Source organism: Streptomyces sp. NPDC005141 (assembly GCF_053599975.1).
This window is the reverse complement of record NZ_JBSFYW010000042.1, coordinates 32,845-51,101: the sequence shown is the minus strand read 5'-3', so window position 1 is coordinate 51,101 and position 18,257 is coordinate 32,845. Positions and strand designations below refer to the sequence as shown.

14 protein-coding genes are annotated in these 18,257 nt (G+C 70.8%); 7 read left to right on the top strand and 7 right to left on the bottom strand.

All coding sequences use genetic code 11. The features are described 5' to 3' along the window. Positions 1–8 precede the first annotated feature (8 nt). The 3 genes from ACWD68_RS28220 to ACWD68_RS28210 are packed head-to-tail and all read right to left on the bottom strand — an operon-like array spanning position 9 to position 2,828. Positions 9–920, bottom strand: a complete 912-nt coding sequence (locus ACWD68_RS28220) for an ABC transporter ATP-binding protein (protein ID WP_351536000.1) — start codon at positions 918–920, stop codon at positions 9–11. Then, complete coding sequence (locus tag ACWD68_RS28215) at positions 917–1,822, bottom strand: ABC transporter permease subunit (protein WP_451809264.1); 906 nt, start codon at positions 1,820–1,822, stop codon at positions 917–919. The genes ACWD68_RS28220 and ACWD68_RS28215 overlap by 4 nt, the downstream gene beginning before the upstream one ends. Next, positions 1,812–2,828, bottom strand: a complete 1,017-nt coding sequence (locus tag ACWD68_RS28210; RefSeq protein WP_351536346.1) for an ABC transporter ATP-binding protein — start codon at positions 2,826–2,828, stop codon at positions 1,812–1,814. The genes ACWD68_RS28215 and ACWD68_RS28210 overlap by 11 nt, the downstream gene beginning before the upstream one ends. Positions 2,829–3,080: 252 nt before the next feature. Here ACWD68_RS28210 and ACWD68_RS28205 point away from each other — a divergent pair, with 252 nt between their 5' ends. The 7 genes from ACWD68_RS28205 (at position 3,081) to ACWD68_RS28175 (ending at position 10,354) form a co-directional block, all read left to right on the top strand. Continuing rightward, complete coding sequence (locus ACWD68_RS28205) at positions 3,081–3,923, top strand: M24 family metallopeptidase (RefSeq protein WP_451809263.1); 843 nt, start codon at positions 3,081–3,083, stop codon at positions 3,921–3,923. Beyond that, a complete protein-coding gene (locus tag ACWD68_RS28200; protein ID WP_451809262.1) occupies positions 3,920–5,689 on the top strand; it encodes an SDR family oxidoreductase in 1,770 nt (589 codons plus the stop codon). Before ACWD68_RS28205 ends, ACWD68_RS28200 begins: the two co-directional genes overlap by 4 nt. Next, positions 5,686–6,636: a metal-dependent hydrolase gene (locus ACWD68_RS28195; protein WP_451809261.1), complete on the top strand. Its 951-nt coding sequence runs from the start codon at positions 5,686–5,688 to the stop codon at positions 6,634–6,636. The genes ACWD68_RS28200 and ACWD68_RS28195 overlap by 4 nt, the downstream gene beginning before the upstream one ends. Positions 6,637–6,661: 25 nt before the next feature. Then, positions 6,662–7,606 (top strand): MerR family transcriptional regulator, encoded by a 945-nt coding sequence (locus ACWD68_RS28190; RefSeq protein WP_451809260.1) that lies wholly within the window; start codon positions 6,662–6,664, stop codon positions 7,604–7,606. Between the two features lie 230 nt (positions 7,607–7,836). Beyond that, on the top strand, positions 7,837–8,385 hold the full coding sequence (locus tag ACWD68_RS28185; RefSeq protein WP_451809259.1) for an RNA 2'-phosphotransferase: 549 nt from the start codon (positions 7,837–7,839) through the stop codon (positions 8,383–8,385). A gap of 81 nt (positions 8,386–8,466) precedes the next feature. Then, complete coding sequence (locus ACWD68_RS28180; RefSeq protein WP_451809258.1) at positions 8,467–9,369, top strand: LLM class flavin-dependent oxidoreductase; 903 nt, start codon at positions 8,467–8,469, stop codon at positions 9,367–9,369. 97 nt (positions 9,370–9,466) lie between these two features. Then, positions 9,467–10,354 (top strand): Cof-type HAD-IIB family hydrolase, encoded by an 888-nt coding sequence (locus ACWD68_RS28175; RefSeq protein ID WP_451809257.1) that lies wholly within the window; start codon positions 9,467–9,469, stop codon positions 10,352–10,354. Between the two features lie 90 nt (positions 10,355–10,444). Here ACWD68_RS28175 and ACWD68_RS28170 read toward each other — a convergent pair whose 3' ends face one another. The 4 genes from ACWD68_RS28170 to cydB form a co-directional block, all read right to left on the bottom strand. Beyond that, positions 10,445–11,488 (bottom strand): M23 family metallopeptidase, encoded by a 1,044-nt coding sequence (locus ACWD68_RS28170; protein WP_451809256.1) that lies wholly within the window; start codon positions 11,486–11,488, stop codon positions 10,445–10,447. 245 nt (positions 11,489–11,733) lie between these two features. Continuing rightward, the gene (locus ACWD68_RS28165; protein ID WP_451809255.1) at positions 11,734–13,452 is read right to left on the bottom strand and encodes a sensor histidine kinase; all 1,719 of its coding nucleotides are present in this window, start codon (positions 13,450–13,452) and stop codon (positions 11,734–11,736) included. A 187-nt stretch (positions 13,453–13,639) separates the two neighbouring features. Continuing rightward, entirely contained in the window at positions 13,640–17,173 is a 3,534-nt protein-coding gene (gene cydD / locus ACWD68_RS28160) for a thiol reductant ABC exporter subunit CydD (RefSeq protein WP_451809254.1), read from the bottom strand. Between the two features lie 60 nt (positions 17,174–17,233). After that, positions 17,234–18,241 (bottom strand): cytochrome d ubiquinol oxidase subunit II, encoded by a 1,008-nt coding sequence (cydB, locus tag ACWD68_RS28155; RefSeq protein WP_451809253.1) that lies wholly within the window; start codon positions 18,239–18,241, stop codon positions 17,234–17,236. Positions 18,242–18,257 lie beyond the last annotated feature (16 nt).

The window sequence follows — 18,257 nt, the reverse complement described above, 5'->3', positions numbered from 1 at the left end:
TCGGCCTCCTACGCCGCGACAAGATACGAGAAGACGGATTCCAGGGACTCGTCGGACGGTGACACCGTCAGCAGCCGGATGCCGTGCTCACGCGCGACCTTCGGCAGCAGGGCGGTGAACCGGCCGAAGTCGACGGCCTGGATGCGCAGCGCGCCCTCGGCGAGGTCGACTTCGATGCCGGACGTCGACGGGTCGGCGATCAGCGCGGCGGCCAGGGCCCGGTCGTCGCTGGAGCGGACCAGGTAGCGGTGCGGGCGGTCGGTCATCAGCCGGCGGATGCGCCGGAAGTCGCCGCTCGCCGCGTGCCGTCCGGCGACGATCACCTCGATGTGGGCGGCCAGTTGCTCCACCTCTTCGAGGATGTGGGACGAGAACAGCACGGTGCGGCCCTCGTCGCCCATGCGGCGCAGCAGATCCATGAGCTGCATGCGTTGGCGTGGGTCCATGCCGTTGAACGGCTCGTCGAGCAGCAGCAGCGAGGGGTCGTGGACCAGCGCGGACGCCATCTTCACGCGCTGCCGCATGCCCTTGGAGTACGTGGAGATCTTGCGGTCCTGCGCGTACTCCATCTCGACCGTGGCGAGGGCCCGTTGGGCGGACTTCGCGCCGAGACCATGCAACTCCGCGTTGGCGACGACGAATTCGCGCCCGGTGAGGAAGTCGTACATCGCCTCGCGCTCGGGGACGATGCCGATGTGCCGGTAGATGTCCTCGTTGCGCCAGGTCGGCCGGCCGTCGAGGGTGACGGTGCCCGTCGAGGGGGCGAGGAAGCCGCCCATCATGTTGATGAGGGTGGACTTGCCGGCGCCATTCGGGCCGAGCAGGCCGGTGACGCCGGGGCCGATCGTCATCGTGATGTCGTTGACCGCCACCACGTTGCCGAACCAGCGCGAGACGTGGTCGATGTTGAGCGTGGTCACAGCCCGACCTTTCGGTAGCGGCGCATCAGGAGGCCGTAGCAGCCCGCGATGAGACCCAGGACGACGATGAGGTAGACGACGCCCTGTCCGGACGAGGGGCCCACCTCCCCGGGGAAGGCGGAGGAGGCGCCGAGGAAGGCCGTCTGCACTCCGTCGATGAGCGTGATCGGCGAGAAGAGCCCGAGCCACGGGACGACGTCGCCGCTGGACTGCTCGAAGGCGATGGCCTGAACGGTGGAGACCGCTCCGTAGGAGATGGTCAGGGCGGCGATGACGGCCGCGATGCCGAAGCCGCGGCGCGGGGTGACCGCCGAGATGACCAGGCCGATGCCCGCGAAGAGCAGCGACAGCAGTGCCACGGAGACCAGTCCCTGCCCGAAGCCCTTCGTCTGGTCGGCGAAGTCGAGCTTGGCCAGGAGCGCTCCCACGTAGAGCACGATCAGCGGGGCGGCCGTGAGGATGAACAGCGCCGAGGTCAGCGCCGCGTACTTGGCTCGCACGTAGTCGCTGGTCTCTATGGGACGGGAGAAGTACAGCGGCACGGTCTTGAAGCGCAGGTCGCGGGAGACCGCCTGGGGGCCCTGCGAGGCGACGTACAGGCCGATGACGGCCTGCATGATCACCGCGTAGCGCGTGTAGTCGACCGGCAGGTCCTTCGCCTTGGTGGCGACCGCGACGGCCACCATGATCAGTGCGGGGACGCACATCACCACGAAGAGCAGCATCGGCAGGACCTTGGACTTGACCGAGCGGCCGAGGCCGTAGGCACCGCGCAGGGACTGGGAGTAGAGGGAGCGGCGGGCATAGCCGCGGCCGAGGCGCGGGCCGTCGTAGTTGCGGTAGCCGATGTTGTGGATACGGGACTGCTCACCGCGCTGGGTGAGGGGCTGCTCAACCGCCATGGCCGACCGCCTCCTTCCGCTGCTCGTCGCCGGTGCGCGGATCGGCGCTCGCCGCGCGCTCGTCCTTCGTGCGCTGCTCGTCGCTGTCCTTGAAGACCTCGGCGATGTGGTGCCTGCGCTGCTCCATGCGGACCAGGCCCAGACCGAGGTCGGCGACCACGTCACGGACGAGGTCGTAGGTGTCCTCGCTCTCGGTGGTCAGCAGCAGGATGTGTCCGGCGCCCGGCAGACCGCTGCCGTCGTGGGTCTCGACACCGCGCGCGTGGAGCACCTCGCGGACCGCGGCCGTGCCGTCCGGGTGCTCGTCGGTGTCGGTGACCTCGATGGCCAGGGTCGTGGTGGTCTGGGTGAAGTCCGTGGTGGAGCTGGAGCGCAGCAGTTTGCCGCCGTCGACCACGACGACGTGGTCGCAGGTGCGCTCCAGTTCGCCCAGGAGGTGCGAGGTGACCAGGACCGAGATGCCGAAGTCCGTGTGGATGCGGCGGATCAGCCCGAGCATGTCGTCGCGGCCGACCGGGTCCAGGCCGTTGGTCGGTTCGTCCAGGAAGACCAGCTGGGGGTCGTGGACGAGGGCCTGCGCGAGTTTGACGCGCTGCTTCATGCCCGTCGAGTAGCCGCCGATGGGGCGGTAGCGCTCCTCGTACAGGCCGACATGGCGCAGGGTGTCCGCGGTGCGTTCGCGGGCCGCGGCCGGCGGCAGCCCGGACATCCGCGCCATGTGGACGACGAACTCGGTGGCCGAGACGTCGGGCGGCAGGCAGTCGTGCTCGGGCATGTACCCGACCCGCTCGCGGATGGCGCCGCCCTCGGTGGCGACGTCGAGGCCGAGCACGGTCGCGCGGCCCTCGGTGGCGGGGGACAGACCCAGCAGGATCTTGATCAGTGTGGACTTGCCGGCTCCATTGGCTCCGACGAGTCCGGTCACACCGGGCCCGACGTCCACGGAGAGCCGGTCAAGCGCGGTCACCCGGGGGAACCGCTTGCTCAGGCTTTCGGTCGCGATCACAGTCACGATTCGAAGGTAGTGGCGCACACCACAGGGGTCGTCAACCCACGGAGGTGGATCCGCGTCAGCCTCGAGTCGTACGGGCCCGTAGGGGTCCCCCTCAGGTATACCGACCGGGAGCCGTCCCCGTCCGACCGGTTGTCCACAGGTTGCCCACGGACCTATTGACGCAGCCTCTAACGACTGTCACATTCGCCAGTGTCAAGTTACGGGCACGTACCGCAGTCGGCGCGGACAGGGTGAGGCGGTGGCATGACGACGGCAGTGGCAGGCGAACTCTCCTCGGAACTGCGGGGGTTCAGAGAGGTGCAGCGGCTCGCGTACGAGTGCGCGGAAGCGGTCGCGGCACAGCTGAAGCCCGGCGTCACCGAGCGCGAGGCGGCGCGCATGCAGCGCCGGTGGCTGCGTGAGCGCGGGGTGCGGGACTGGTTCCACCTGCCCTTCGCCTGGTTCGGTGACCGCACGGCCTTCGTCGGCTTCCGGATCCCGCTGCAGTTCTTCCCCACCAACCGCCGGCTGGAGCCGGGAATGCCCTTCATCCTCGACATGGCCCCCGTGTACAAGGGCTTCACCGCGGACATCGGCTATTCGGGCTCGCTCGGGCCGAACCCCGTGCAGGACAAGCTGCTCGCCGATCTGGAGGCGCACCGCGCGCTGATCCTGCGCGAGGTGCGTGAGCGGCGGTCCCTGCGCGAGATCTACGAGGACGTCGACCGGCTCATGACCCGCCAGGGCTATGCCAACCGGCACCGCGCGTATCCGTTCGGCGTGATCGCGCACAAGGTGGACCGGGTGCGGGAACGGTCCTGGTCACCCCGCCTGTTCGGGTTCGGCACCCAGTCCCTGAAGGGGCTGGCGAGCGACGCGCTGCACGGGCACCGGGACGGCTGGTCACCCCTGTGGTCGCCGTACACATTCTCCGACCACCCGCCCCGGCCGGGGTTGTGGGCGGTCGAACCGCACCTCGGATTCCGGGGTACGGGCGCGAAGTTCGAGGAGATCCTGGTCGTCACCGACTCCAAGGACCCCGAACAGAGCGCGTTCTGGCTCGACGACGATCTGCCGCACGTGCGGCGCTGGGCGGAGGACAAGTGAGTCCCGTGGGCGCGCGCGAGCGCTGGGTGCGGACGGGCGGAGTCGAGCTGTGCGTCGCCGAGTTGGGCGACGACAGGCAGCCGACCGTGGTGCTCGTGCACGGCTATCCGGACTCCAAGGAGGTGTGGTCCGAGGTCGCCGTCCGTCTCGCCGACCACTTCCATGTCGTGCTGTACGACGTCCGGGGACATGGTCGGTCGACGGCGCCGCAGCCGCTGCGCGGCGGGTTCACGCTGGAGAAGCTGACCGACGACTTCCTGGCGGTCATCGACACGGTCAGCCCCGACGAACCGGTGCACCTGGTGGGCCACGACTGGGGTTCGGTGCAGTCGTGGGAGTTCGTCACGGTCGCGCGCACCGAGGGCCGGATCGCGTCCTTCACGTCGATGTCCGGGCCGTCCCTCGACCACCTCGGCCACTGGATCAAACAGCGGGCGAAGCGACCCACCCCGCGAAGGATCGGCCAGCTCCTCGGCCAGGGCGCCAAGTCCTGGTACGTGTACCTGCTGCACACGCCGGTGCTGCCCGAGCTGGCCTGGCGCGGCCCCCTGGGCAAGCAGTGGCCGAAGATCCTCCAGCGGATCGAGAAGGTGCCCGCGGGCGCGTACCCGACCTCGTCGCTGCCCGACGACGCGGCGCACGGCGCTTGGCTGTACCGCGACAACGTACGGCCCCGGATCGCCCGCCCCCGCGAGGACGCGTACGCGCACGCGCCCGTGCAGCTCGTCACGCCGCTCGGGGACGCCTTCCTCTCCGGGCGGCTCTACGACGAGCTGGAGACGTGGGCACCGCGGCTGGTGCGCCGCACACTCCCGGCCAAGCACTGGGTTCCGCGGACCCGCCCCGACCAGCTGACCGCCTGGATATCCGAGTTCGTGACGGCCAACGAGGGCCGCGAGGCCGGGTTGCCGGCCTCCGAGCCCGCGGCCACCGGCAAGTACGCCGACCGGTTCGGCGGGCAGCTGGTGCTGGTCACCGGCGCGGGCAGCGGCATCGGGCGGGCCACCGCCTTCGCGTTCGCCGAGGCCGGCGCGCGCGTGGTGGCCGTCGACCGGGACGCCGAGGCGGCGGCCCGTACGGCGGAGATGTCCCGGCTCATCGGCTCGCCCGCGGCCTGGGCCGAGACGGTCGACGTCTCCGACGAGCAGGCCATGGAGAAGCTCGCCGACAAGGTCGCCACCGAGTACGGCGTGGTGGACGTGCTGGTGAACAACGCCGGGATCGGGCTGTCGGGCTCCTTCTTCGACACGACACCGGAGGACTGGAAGAAGGTCCTCGACGTCAATCTGTGGGGCGTGATCCACGGCTGCCGGCTCTTCGGCAAGCAGATGGCCGAGCGCGGGCAGGGCGGCCACATCGTCAACACCGCGTCGGCGGCGGCGTACCAGCCCTCGAAGGCGCTGCCTGCCTACAGCACCTCCAAGGCGGCCGTTCTGATGCTCAGCGAGTGTCTGCGGGCGGAGCTGGCCGGGCAGGGCATCGGCGTCTCGGCGATCTGCCCGGGCTTCGTCAACACCAACATCACCTCGACCGCCCGCTTCGCCGGCGTCGACGCGGTCGAGGAGAAACGGCGCCAGAAGAGGTCGGCGCGGCTGTACGGGCTGCGCAACTACCCGCCGGAGAAGGTCGCCGACGCGATCCTGCGCGCGGTCGTGCGCAACGAGGCGCTCGTGCCGGTCACCCCGGAGGCGCGCGGCGCCCACCTCATGCACCGCTTCGCCCCCAGGGCGCTGCGCGCCATCGCCCGGATGGAGCCGAAGCTGTGACCGAGCGACCGAACGACGCGACGGACGCGGCCGGTGGATCCGTGAGCGGCGGTCACCACGCGATCGTCCCGAGACGGGTGTCCTTCGACTGGGAGGACACACCGCTGCACTGGATCCCGGACGAGCCCACCGCCACCCACGTCATCAATGTGCTGCATCTGCTGCTGCCCGCCGGGGAGCGGTGGTTCGTGAGGGTCCTCAAGGAGGCCCTGCCGCTGGTCCGCGACCCCGAACTCCGCAAGGACGTGAAGGGGTTCATGGGCCAGGAGGCCACGCACAGCGTGCAGCACGCGTACGTCCTCGACCACCTCGCCGCCCAGCGGCTCGACACCTCCGGTTTCACCAAGCACGTCGACTTCCTCTTCGAGAAGCTGCTCGGTGACGAACCGCCCCTGGGAGCACCGGTTCCGGCCCGGGAGTGGCTGCGCTTCCGGCTGTCGGTGATCGCGGCGATCGAGCAGTTCACGGCGGTGCTGGGCGACTGGGTGCTGACGGCCGAGGGCCTGGACCTCGCCGACGCCGACGAGGTCATGCTGGACCTGCTGCGCTGGCACGGCGCCGAAGAGGTCGAGCATCGCGCTGTGGCCTTCGACATGTACCAGCACTGCGGCGGCGAGGGCGCGCCCCGATACGCCCGGCGGCTCGCGGGCATGGCCGTCACCGTGCCGATGATGCTGTACATGTGGGCGTGGGGCGCCGCCTATCTGATCCGTCACGACCCTCGGCTCGACGGCCGTCTGCGCTATTCGCTCAGCGCCCACAACAAGGCGGTCCGCAAGGGGCTTCTGCCCACCTGGAAGGAGCTCGGCGCGGCCGTACCGCGCTATCTGCGGCGGTCGTACCATCCGTCGAAGGAGGGCTCGCTGCTCAGGGCCGTCGAGTATCTGGCGCAGTCACCCGCGGCGCGGTCGGCGGTGGGGGCGATCGGGCGGGCGGCGGCCTCGTAGGTCCGAGGGCGGGAGGGCGAGAGAGATGGGCGACGAGCCGGGCGGGGTCGCGTACCGCATCGAGGACCTGGCGCACCGCAGCGGCGCCACGGTCCGGACGATCCGCGCCTACCAGGACCGCGGACTGCTGCCCCGCCCCGAGCGGCGCGGCCGCGCCAATGTGTACGCGGACGCCCATCTGGCACGGCTGCGGCAGATCGCCGATCTCCTCGACCGCGGCTACACGCTGGCCTCGATCAAGGAACTCCTGGAGGCCTGGGACGCGGGCCGCGGCCTCGGCGGGATACTCGGTCTGGTCGCGGAGGTCGACGGGCCGTGGACCGACGAGGAGGCCGCCCGGATCTCCCGGGCCGAGCTGGACGAGCGGTTCGGGGGTCGCCCCGACGACGCCGCGGTGGCGGACGCGGTCGAACTCGGAGTGCTGGAGCCCATTCCCGGCGAGGAAGGCTCCTTCGTCGTTCCGAGCCCTCAAGAGCTGTCCGCTGCGGTCGAGTTGTACACGGCGGGCGTTCCGCTGTCCGCGATCTCTGGCCATCTCAGGGAGTTGAGAGGTCAGGTCGAGCACATCGCTTCCCGCTTCCTGGAGTTCACCACGGAGCATGTCTTCGCGCGCTATCTCGGGGAACATCCACCGAGCGACGCGGAAGCGGCCGAAGCTGCCTCGCTCGTCCGGCGGCTGCGACCGCTCGCGCAGCAGACGGTGGACGCCGAACTCGCGCGTGCCATGCGGCTCTTCGCCACCCGCCATCTGAGCAGACACCTCGCGGCGGGGTCGCCTCCGGTGGACCAGGAAAGCGTACGTACCGTGGAGGTCTCCGCAGGGACAATGCGCGCTGTGGAGCGGCTGGTTGGTGCGGAGCACGCCGCGGAGTTCGTCACCGCTGCCGCCGAACGGGAGCTGCAGGCACGCACGTTGGACCGGCTGGCCGCAAACAGCTCCCATCACAGCATTGTTGACGAAATACCTTAAAACGCCTGCGCGTTGTCCACAGATTCGTCAATTCCCCTGTGGATAACAGGACTTGGTTGTGGACCAAACCTCCGGATCAAAATCAAATGCGTGATCCGTCTCTCGCCAGGCACGCTGGGGAGATGAAGGAACAGACAGATGGACGGACGCAGGGACGGACGCCGGGACAGCCGGAGGGGCGGACGGATGAGCAGGCGGATGAGCGGATGAACGGACGGGCGGATGATCGGATGGACGAAAGACGCACCGTGAAGGTGTCGAAGTACCTCTCGAAGCATCTGCGGCATCAGCCCGAGCGGATCGGCCTCACGCTCGGCGAGGGCGGCTGGGTCGAGATCGACACACTGATCGCCGCGGCGGCCGCGCACGGCTTCCCTTTCACCCGCGACGAGCTCGATCACGTGGTGGCCCACAACGACAAGCGCCGCTTCGCCGTCGAGGGGACGCGGATCCGGGCCAGCCAGGGCCATTCCGTCGAGGTCGACCTCGGGCTGTCCCCGGCGACCCCGCCGGCGTACCTCTACCACGGGACCGTGGCCCCCCACCTGGACGCGATCCGCGCCGAGGGCCTGAAGCCGATGAACCGGCACGACGTACACCTGTCGCCGGACCGGGAGACCGCCACCCGGGTCGGCGCCCGCCGCGGCCGCCCGGTCGTGCTCTCCGTCGACGCGGCGGCCATGCACCGCGACGGCCATGTCTTCCGGGTCAGCGCCAACGGTGTCTGGCTGACGGAGGGCGTACCCCCGCGGTACCTGCGGTTTCCCGGGCCGCGCTGATCCCGCGGTACCGGGGCCGCCGGGCGGGGGACGACACCGAGGCGGCCACGACCACGCTCCGGCTCCGCTTACGCTCGATACATGAGTCTGCGCCTGAGCACCGTGATCCTGCCGTACGTCCGCTGGCACGAGGGCGGGCGTTCCGCGTGGCAGCGTGCGGAGCAACTCGGCTTCCACACCGCGTTCACCTACGACCATCTGTCCTGGCGGACCTTCCGCGACGGCCCGTGGTTCGGGGCGGTGCCGACCCTGACCGCGGCGGCCGCCGTCACCGACCGGCTGCGCCTCGGCACCCTCGTGACCTCACCGAACTTCCGGCACCCGGTGACCCTCGCCAAGGAACTGATCTCCCTCGACGACATCTCGAACGGCCGGATCACCCTCGGCATCGGCGCCGGCGGCACCGGTTTCGACGCCACCGCGCTCGGTCAGGACCCGTGGACCCCGCGTGAGCGCGCCGACCGCTTCGGCGAGTTCGTCCCGCTGCTCGACCGGCTCCTCACCGAGGACTCCGTCTCGTACGGCGGCAACTTCTACTCGGCGCACGAGGCCCGCAACATCCCGGGTTGTGTCCAGCGCCCCCGGCTGCCGTTCGCGGTGGCCGCCACCGGCCCGCGCGGGCTGAGGCTCGCCGCCCGTCATGGTCAGGCGTGGGTGACGACCGGCGACCCGAAGCTGTACGAGACGGGCACGCCCGAGCAGTCGGTTCAAGCCATTCGCGGGCAGGTCACCAAGCTGGCCGACGCCTGTGCCGAGATCGGCCGGGACGTGGCGGAGCTCGACAAGGTCCTGCTGACCGGCTTCACCCCCGACCGGAGCCATCCCCTGGAGTCCCTCGACGCGTTCGTCGACTTCGCGGGCCGGCACAAGGAGCTGGGCTTCACCGACATCGTGATCCACTGGCCGATCCCCGACTCGGACTTCGCCGCCGACGAGAAGGTCTTCGAGCGGATCGCCCTGGAGGCGGTCTCTCAGCTGACCTGAGACCGGCGCCGCGAGCCCGGGTTCGACAGGGTGTCACGGCACTGGTGAGGACGGTAACCACTCAAGTGTGCGGACCGCCGCACGGCCGTGCGCGCATATGCGGGAGAATGAGCACGTGACCTCAGCGACTCGCCGGCCCGAGACCCCGGCCTCCACCGTCCCGCCCCGGCTGATCGCCACGGACCTCGACGGCACCTTGTTGCGCGACGACAAATCGGTGTCCGACCGCACGATCGCCGCCCTCGCCGCCGCCGAACAAGCCGGCATCGAGGTCTTCTTCGTCACCGGCCGCCCTGCCCGCTGGATGGACGTCGTCAGCGACCACGTCCACGGGCACGGCCTGGCGATCTGCGGCAACGGCGCCGCCGTGGTCGACCTGCACGGCGGCCCCGGCGCCCACCGTTTCGTCAAGATCCGCGAACTGGCGCCCGACATCGCCCTCGACGTCATCCAGCTCCTGCGTTCCGCCGCGCCCGGCACCGTGTGTGCCGTCGAGCGGACGTACGGCCTCCATCTCGAACCGGGCTATCCCCTGATGCACATGGAGCCCCCCGAGATCGTCGCGCCCGCCGAGAAGCTCCTCGCCGAGGACGCTCTGGACGCCGACCAGCCGGTACTGAAGGTGCTCGCGTTCCACCCGGACATGGACCCGGACGACTTCCTCACCGTCGCCCGCCCGGCCATCGGCGAACGCGCCAACGTGACCCGGTCGAGCCCCAGCGCCCTCCTGGAGATCAGCGGCCCCGGCGTCTCCAAGGCCAGCACCCTCGCCCTGTGCTGCGCCGAGCGCGGCATCTCCCCCGAGGAGGTCGTCGCCTTCGGTGACATGCCGAACGACGTCGAGATGCTCAGCTGGGCCGGCCGGTCGTACGCGATGGGCAACGCCCACCCCGCGGTGATCGCCGCCGCCTCCGGTCGCACGGTCGCGAACAACGAGGACGGGGTGGCGGTCGTGATCGAGCAGATCGTGGCGGACCGGGACTAGTCACCCGACCACCCGACCCCGGGGCCTGCGACAGAACCGCCGCAGGCCCCGGGGCGGTCGCTTCGCGGGCCCGCGGTGCCTTCCGCGGGCCTATACGTCGACCCCGTGCTCCGCGAGCCACGGCACCGGGTCGATCGCCGATCCCAGCTCCGGCGTCACCCGCACCTCGAAGTGCAGATGCGGCCCCGTCGAGTTGCCGGACGTGCCCGACTGACCGATCCACTGCCCCGTCGACACCCGCTGCCCCTGGTCGACGGCGACGGCCGCGAGATGCGCGTACTGCGTGTAGTAGCCGCCGGGATGCTCGACCACGACCTCGATACCGAAGGCGCCGCCACAGGACACCTTCACCACCCGGCCCGCCCCGACCGCCCGGACCGGTGTGCCGATGGGCACCGCGAAGTCCTGCCCGGTGTGCCGGTGCGCCCAGCGCTCGCCCCCGCTGCCGAAGCCCGCGGAGAGTTCGTACGTCTCCACCGGCGCGACCCACGCACGCGTGGAGTCCAGCGGCGGCTGGTCGAGACGGACCGCACCGCGGCAGGCGCCCGCCGCCACCGAGGCGTCCGCCCGGCTCTGCAACGCCGACCGCGCCTCGTCGAGCTTCGCGTCGATGGTCCGCTTGATCTCGGCGAGTTCACCGTTGCGCTTCTCCAGCGCCTGCCACTCGGCCTGGGCCTGCGCCTCGTCCGCGGCGAGCCGGTCCTCGGCGCGCCGGCTCTTCGCGACCGCGTTGGCGACGGCCAGATCGGCTCTCCACACGGCACGCTGACCGCGCATCAGATCATCGGGGTCCTGTGCGAACAGAATCTGAGCCGTGTACGGCAGCCCGCCGCCCTGCCGGTACTGAGCGCGCGCGATACGGCCCAGGTCCTGGTGCAGTACCGCGATCTCCTGCCGCTCCCGCGTGAGGAGCTGCTCCGTCCGCTCGGCCCGGCCGCGCTGCGCCTCGGCGTCCTGCCGTCCCGCCTCGTACTGCCGCGTCGCCACGGAGGCGTCCTCGTACAGCCGCGCCACCTGGGTACTGAGGCCGGGGTCCGCGCCGTCGCCCTCGGCCACCGCCGGCTGGGCCGCGAGGACCGCCAGCGCGCACAACAGCGCCGGTACGAACAGGGGATGGCGACGAGATGAGCGCATGACAGCGATCGTGACCCGCCCCTTCGGACCCGGCCTGTTGAAGGGGTGCACCTGGGGGACGGGACGTCACGAATGGCCCAGGGCGGACCGGACGGCCCCGTCACGGCGGCGCCGTGTCTGCGGCCTCGTCACAGCGGTCCCCGTAACAGCGGGGCGGACCGAACAGGGCCCGCCGCACGGACCGCAGAAGACGCCGGCCGACGCTTGCGCGAGAAGCGCCGAACAGACCCCCCGCGCAAGAGGATTCAGTGCGGCACCTGCCACACCACCGTCGTCCCGCCGCCGTCCTCGCCGATGCCCGGCCCGTACCAACTGGCGCCGCCCAGCGACTCGGCACGCCGCTCGAGGTTCTTCAGCCCGCTGCGCCGACCGCCTTCGGGGATGCCGACGCCGTCGTCCGCGACGGCGAGGCGCACTCCCGGACGCCCGTCCGGCAGGAGGACGTCCGCGTCGACGGAGACCTCGATACGGGAGGAACCCGCGTGCCGGAAGGCGTTGGAGAGGGCTTCTCGGAGCGCGGCGATGAGGTTCTTGCCGGTGAGTTCGCCGACCAGCGTGTCGACGGGCCCGGTGAAGCGGTGCCCGGGCTTGAAGCCGAGAGGGACGGCGGCCATCTTGATCTCCCGCAGGACGCGGGTGCGCAGCCCGGACGGCACCTCGGCGGGGCCCTGCTGGAGCGCGAAGATCGCGGTGCGGATCTCCTGGATGGTGACGTCGAGCTCGTCGACCGCCTTGCCCACGCCCCGCCGCACCTCGGGCACGTTCGACCGGCGCTGTGCGCTCTCCAGCATCATCCCGGTGGCGAACAGCCGCTGGATGACCAGGTCGTGCAGGTCGCGGGCGATCCGGTCGCGGTCCTCGTACACCGCGAGCCGTTCCCGGTCGCGCTGTGTCTCGGCCATCATCAGCGCCAGCGCGGCCTGCGAGGCGAACTGCGCGGCGAGGGTCCGTTCGGTCTCCGTGAACGGACGTCCTTCGCGGGTGCGCGGGGTGACGAGGGCCCCGAGGACCCGGCCGTCGCTCTGCAGGGGGAGCATCATGACGGGCCCGTACGCGCGGGCGAGGTCCAGGGGCATGCGCGGGTCGACGGCCGCGTCCTCCACGAACACCGGCTTCCCGTCGCAGACTTCGGCGACCAGCTCGCTCTCCGGCGGGACGACCACGCCGAGCACCCTGGAAGGATGTTCCGAGGCGACCGCGACGATCTCCAGGCCGCCCTCCTCGGCGGGCAGCAGCACGATCCCGGCTGCGGAAGCGGAGAGCCGGCGTGCCTGTTCGGCGACGACCTGCAACGCCTCCTCGATGTCGCCGCCCGCCAGAAGCGCGGTGGTGACGGCCACCGAGCCGTCGATCCAGCGCTCACGCTGCTGCGCCGCCTCGTACAGACGGGCGTTGCCTATGGCGATGCCCGCCTCCGCGGCCAGCACCCTGAGCATGTCGAGGTCGTAGTCGCCGAAGGTCCCGCCGTCACGCTTCTCGGCGAGGTACAGATTGCCGAAGATCTCTCCCCGCACCCGGATCGGCACTCCGAGGAAGCTGTGCATCGGTGGGTGTCCGGCCGGGAACCCGCAGGAGCGCGGATCGTCGGTCAGATTCGCGAGCCGCACCGGATCCGAGGCCTGGATGAGCTCCCCCAGCAGCCCCTTGTGGCCGTCGGGCATCCGTCCGATCCGCCGGACGGTTCCCTCGTCGACGCCGTGATGGACGAAGTCCGCGAGTCCCTCCCCGCTCTCGGCCACGACCCCGATGGCCGCGTATCGCGCGTCCGTGAGTTCGGCCGCGGTCTCGCAGATCCGGTTCAGCGTGGAGTGCAGCTCCAGTCCTGATCCGACCGATCGCATCGCCTCCAGCAACCGCGGCACCCGTGCGGTCAGCTCGGCGGGCAGCCCTCTCAGGCCACGGACCGCCTGGTCCGCCGCGCCCGTGCCGCCGCCCGGAGCGGGGGAGTCTGGGGCTGCTGACATGCCTTGAGCCTAGTTAGTCCTCTTTATAACGGAAAGTCGGACCTTGTGAGAGGGCAGAGTCCGTGAGGGCAGAGTCCGTGAGGGCAGAGTCGGCGCCGCGCCCCCTGCCCACCATCCATCTCCCACCGCGCACGGCGCATGACGCATCGCCCACCAAGCTCATCACCCACGACCGCCCGTACCGCGCTCAGCGAGCCACCGCGCCGACCAGCAGATCTCCCGCGGTCTCCCGTTCCACCATCTCGCGCAGGGGTCCCTCGACGGCCGACAGCTCCGCGAACGCCCCACGCTGGACGACGCGCCCCTCCGCGAGCACGATCACCTCGTCCACCGCGTCGAGCCCGGCCAGCCGGTGAGTGATCAGCAGAGTCGTACGGCCCTCGGTAGCGGCCAGCAGATCCGCGGTGAGCGCATCGGCCGTCGGCAGGTCGAGATGTTCCGCCGGCTCGTCGAGAACGAGGACGGGGAAATCGGCGAGCAGGACGCGGGCCAGCGCGAGTCGCTGGCGCTGGCCGCCGGACAGCCGTGCCCCGTGCTCACCGATCAGGGTGTCGAGCCCGTCGGGGAGCCCGTCCACCCAGTCGAGGAGCCGGGCCCGCCCGAGCGTGTCGTGCAGTTCGGCCTCGGTCGCGTCCTTGCGGGCGAGCAGCAGGTTCTCCCGCACGGTGCTGTCGAAGAGGTGCGCGTCCTGGGCGCAGAGCCCGACCAGCCGGCGCACGGCGTCCCCGTCCATCCCGTACGCGTCCGCGCCGCCCAGCGTGTAGGCCCCCGCCTCCGTGTCCAGGAACCGCAGCAGCACCTGCGCGAGCGTCGTCTTGCCGGCCCCGGACGTACCGACGACGGCGATCCTGCGGCCCTCTTCGAGGGTCAGGTCGAAACCGGCCAAGGCATCCCGGTCCTGTCCCGCGTGACGGGCCCGGAGCCCCTCCACACGGAGCGGGAACGGCGACGCGGGCGCCGGTCGCGGCTGTTCGGGTTCGCGTACGGGATCGGCGGCGTCCAGTACCTCGTACACGCGCTCCGCGCTCTTGCGCACCCGCTGCCGGTACTGGCCGGCGAGCGGCAGCCCCATCACGGCCTCGAAGGCGGCGAGCGGAGTGAGGACGACGACGGCCATCACCACACCGTTCAGACGCCCGGCGGCGACCGCTTGGGCGCCCACGAGAGCGGTAGCCGTGACGGTGAGCCCGGACACGAGCGCCGTGAGTCCGTCGCCGAGGGCGGTCGCGGTGGCGGCCCGCGAGGCGATGCGGGTGAGGAGGTTGTCGGCCCGCCGTGTCTCCGCGGTACGGGCGGGCAGTGCGCCCGCGACGGTCAACTCGGCTGTTCCGGTGAGCAGATCGGCTACCTGGGTCGCCAGCGCGCCGCGTGCGGGAGCCAGCCGTCGCTCGGCACGGCGCGCCACGGCGCCGGTCACCGACGGAACGCCGACAGCGGCCGCCAGCAGACCGACGGCGAGCACGGCACCGGCCTCGGGCAGCAACCAGGCGGTGAATCCGACGGAGGCGGCGGACACCAGGACCGCCGCTCCGGCCGGCAGCAGCCACCGCAGCCAGTAGTCCTGCAGGGCGTCCACGTCGGCGACGAGTCGCGACAGCAGATCACCGCGCCGGGTGGCCCGCAGCCCGGCGGGCGCGAGCCGTTCCAGACGCCGGTAGACGGCGACCCGCGTATCGGCCAGCATCCGCAGCACGGCGTCGTGCGACACGAGCCGCTCCGCGTACCGGAACACCGCCCGGCCGATGCCGAACGCCCGGGTGGCCGTCACGGCCACCATCAGATAGAACACCGGCGGCTGCTGCGAGGCCCGCGAGATGAGCCATCCGGAGGTGGCCATCAGACCGACGGCGCTCCCGAGCGCGAGGCTGCCGAGGATCACGGCGAGCGCGAGCGGCCTGCGCCGGGGAACCGCCATGGCCCGGACGCGGGCGAGCACGCCGGCCCGGCTCCGGGACGCCGGAGCCGGCTCTTCGATGTCGTCCGAAGGCGCGCCTTGCGGCTCGACTCCCCGCGGCGGCTGTGTGCGACCCGGTTCCGCGGAGCCGTGGACCTGGACCGGGAGCGCGGGCTCCAGCCGCGATACGCCGGACGCAGGGGCTTCCAGGCGCACCACCCGGTCCGCCAGCCCCAGCAACGCCGGCCGGTGTACGACCAGCAGGACGGTTCGCCCCACGGCGAGCCGCCGGACCGCCGCGACGACCTCGGCCTCGGTCGCCCCGTCGAGTGAGGCGGTCGGCTCGTCGAGAAGCAGCACGGGCCGGTCCGCGAGGAACGCCCGGGCGAGTGACAGGCGTTGACGCTGACCGGCCGACAAGCCGGTGCCGTCCTCGCCGAGGACCGTGTCGGCCCCGTCGGGCAACGCGTCGACGAATCCGGCCGCGCCCGCGTTGACGAGGGCCTCGCGCAGCGCCGCGTCGTCCGCGTCGGGCCGCGCCAGCCGTACGTTCTCGGCGATGGTTCCGGCGTAAAGGTGCGGTCGCTGCGGCACCCAGGCGATCCGCGAGCGCCACTCCGCGAGATCGGCCTCGGCAAGATCGACTCCCCCGGCCCGGGCCCGGCCCGCGGTGGGCTCGACGAACCCGAGCAGGACGTTCAGCAGCGTCGACTTGCCCACCCCGCTGGGCCCGACCAGAGCGACCGTCTCACCGGGTGCGACCGTGAAGGAGACGTCCGAGACCGCGTCCGCGGAGCGCCCCGGGTACCGCACGGTCACCCCCTCGAAGGCGATCTCCCCCATGGGCACGTGCAGCGAACCGGACCTCGGCGCCGGGGTCTCCAGCACCGAGAAGATCTCTTCGGCCGCCGCGAGCCCCTCGGCGGCGGCATGGTACTGGGCTCCCACCTGTCGCAGCGGCAGATAAGCCTCGGGTGCCAGGACGAGGATGACGAGCCCCACGTACAGGTCCATCTCGCCATGGACGAGCCGCATTCCGATGGTCACCGCGACCAGTGCGACCGAGATGGTGGCGAGCAGTTCCAGGGCGAAGGACGACAGAAAGGCGATCCGCAGCGTCCGCATGGTCGCCTGCCGGTACTCGCCGGTGATCTTCCGGATCGACTCGGCCTGCGCCTTGGCCCGGCCGAACACCTTGAGGGTGGGCAGTCCCGCGACGACGTCCAGGAAGTGCCCGGACAGGCGGGACAGCATCCGCCACTGGCGGTCCATCTGGGTACGGGTGGCCCAGCCGATCAGCACCATGAACAAGGGGATCAGCGGCAAGGTGCCGACGATGATCGCCGCCGACACCCAGTCCTCGGTGACGATCCGCGCCAGTACGGCCACCGGAACCACCACCGCGCGTCCCAGCTGCGGTAGATAGCGCGAGAAGTAGTCGTCGAGCGCGTCGACTCCCCGCGTCGCGAGGGCGACCAGCGAGCCCGTCCGCTGGCCGCTGAGCCACCCGGGCCCGAGGGAAGCGGCCCGCTCCAACAGGCGCCCCCTCAACTCCGACTTGACCGCGGCGCTCGCCCGGTGCGCGGCGAGCTCCGTGAGCCAGGCCACCACCGCCCGCCCGATCGCCACGACCGCCAACAGCATCAGAGGGGTGCGGAGTTCGGTGACGGAGAGACCGTGCCGGAAGGCGCCGACCACCACTTCCGCGATGAGCATCGCTTGGGCGATGATCAGCGCCGCTCCGACGACGCCCAGCCCCACGACCGCCCCAAGAAAGAGGCGGGTGGCTCGGGCGTACCGAAGCAGACGCGGATCGATTGGTTTCACGTGAAACACACCCCTGGCTCATCAAGCATGTTTCACGTGAAACATGCCACTACGTCGGAATCAGTGCGACACATCCACGGCGATGTGCTGCGTACCGATGCGCTTGCGGAACACCCAGTAGGTCCAGCTCTGGTAGAGCAGGACGATCGGCGTGGCGATCGCGGCACACCAGGTCATGATCTTCAGGGTGTACGGGCTCGACGAGGCGTTGGTGACCGTGAGGCTCCAGTCCTCGTTGAGCGAGGACGGCATGACATCCGGGAAGAGCGACAGGAAGAGCATCGCGACGGCGGCCACGATGGTGACCCCCGAGAGCATGAAGGCCCATCCCTCACGCCCGCCGTTGACCGCCACCAGCGCCCCGACGAGGGCGGCCACGGCCACGACCAGCGCGACCAGTGACGCGCCGTCACCGTTCTCGACCTGGGTCCAGAGCAGGAAGATCAGCGCCAGCACGGCCGACGCGAGGCCGACTTGCAGCGCCTGCCTCCGCGCCCGCTCCCGGATCTCGCCGACCGTCTTGAGGCCGACGAATACGGCCCCGTGGAAGGTGAACAGCGTCAGCGTGACCAGACCGCCGAGAAGCGCGTACGGGTTGAGCAGGTCCCAGACGTTGCCCACGTACTCGAAGTTCCGGTCGATCTTCACTCCACGCACGATGTTGCCGAAGGCCACACCCCACAGGAACGCCGGGATCAGGGAGGTCCAGAAGATCGCCGTCTCCCAGTTGCGCTGCCAGTGCTCCTCCGAGCGCTTCGCCCGGTATTCGAAGGCGACACCGCGCACGATCAGGCAGACCAGGATGACCAGCAAGGGCAGATAGAAGCCCGAGAAGAGCGTGGCGTACCACTCGGGGAAGGCCGCGAAGGTCGCACCGCCCGCAGTGAGCAGCCACACCTCGTTGCCGTCCCACACGGGACCGATCGTGTTGATCAGCACCCGCTTCTCGGTGCGGTCACGGGCCAGCAGCTTGGTGAGGATGCCGACCCCGAAATCAAAGCCCTCCAGGAAGAAGTAGCCGATCCAGAGGACCGCGATGAGTACGAACCAGACGTCGTGAAGTTCCATGACTCAGCAGCTCCCT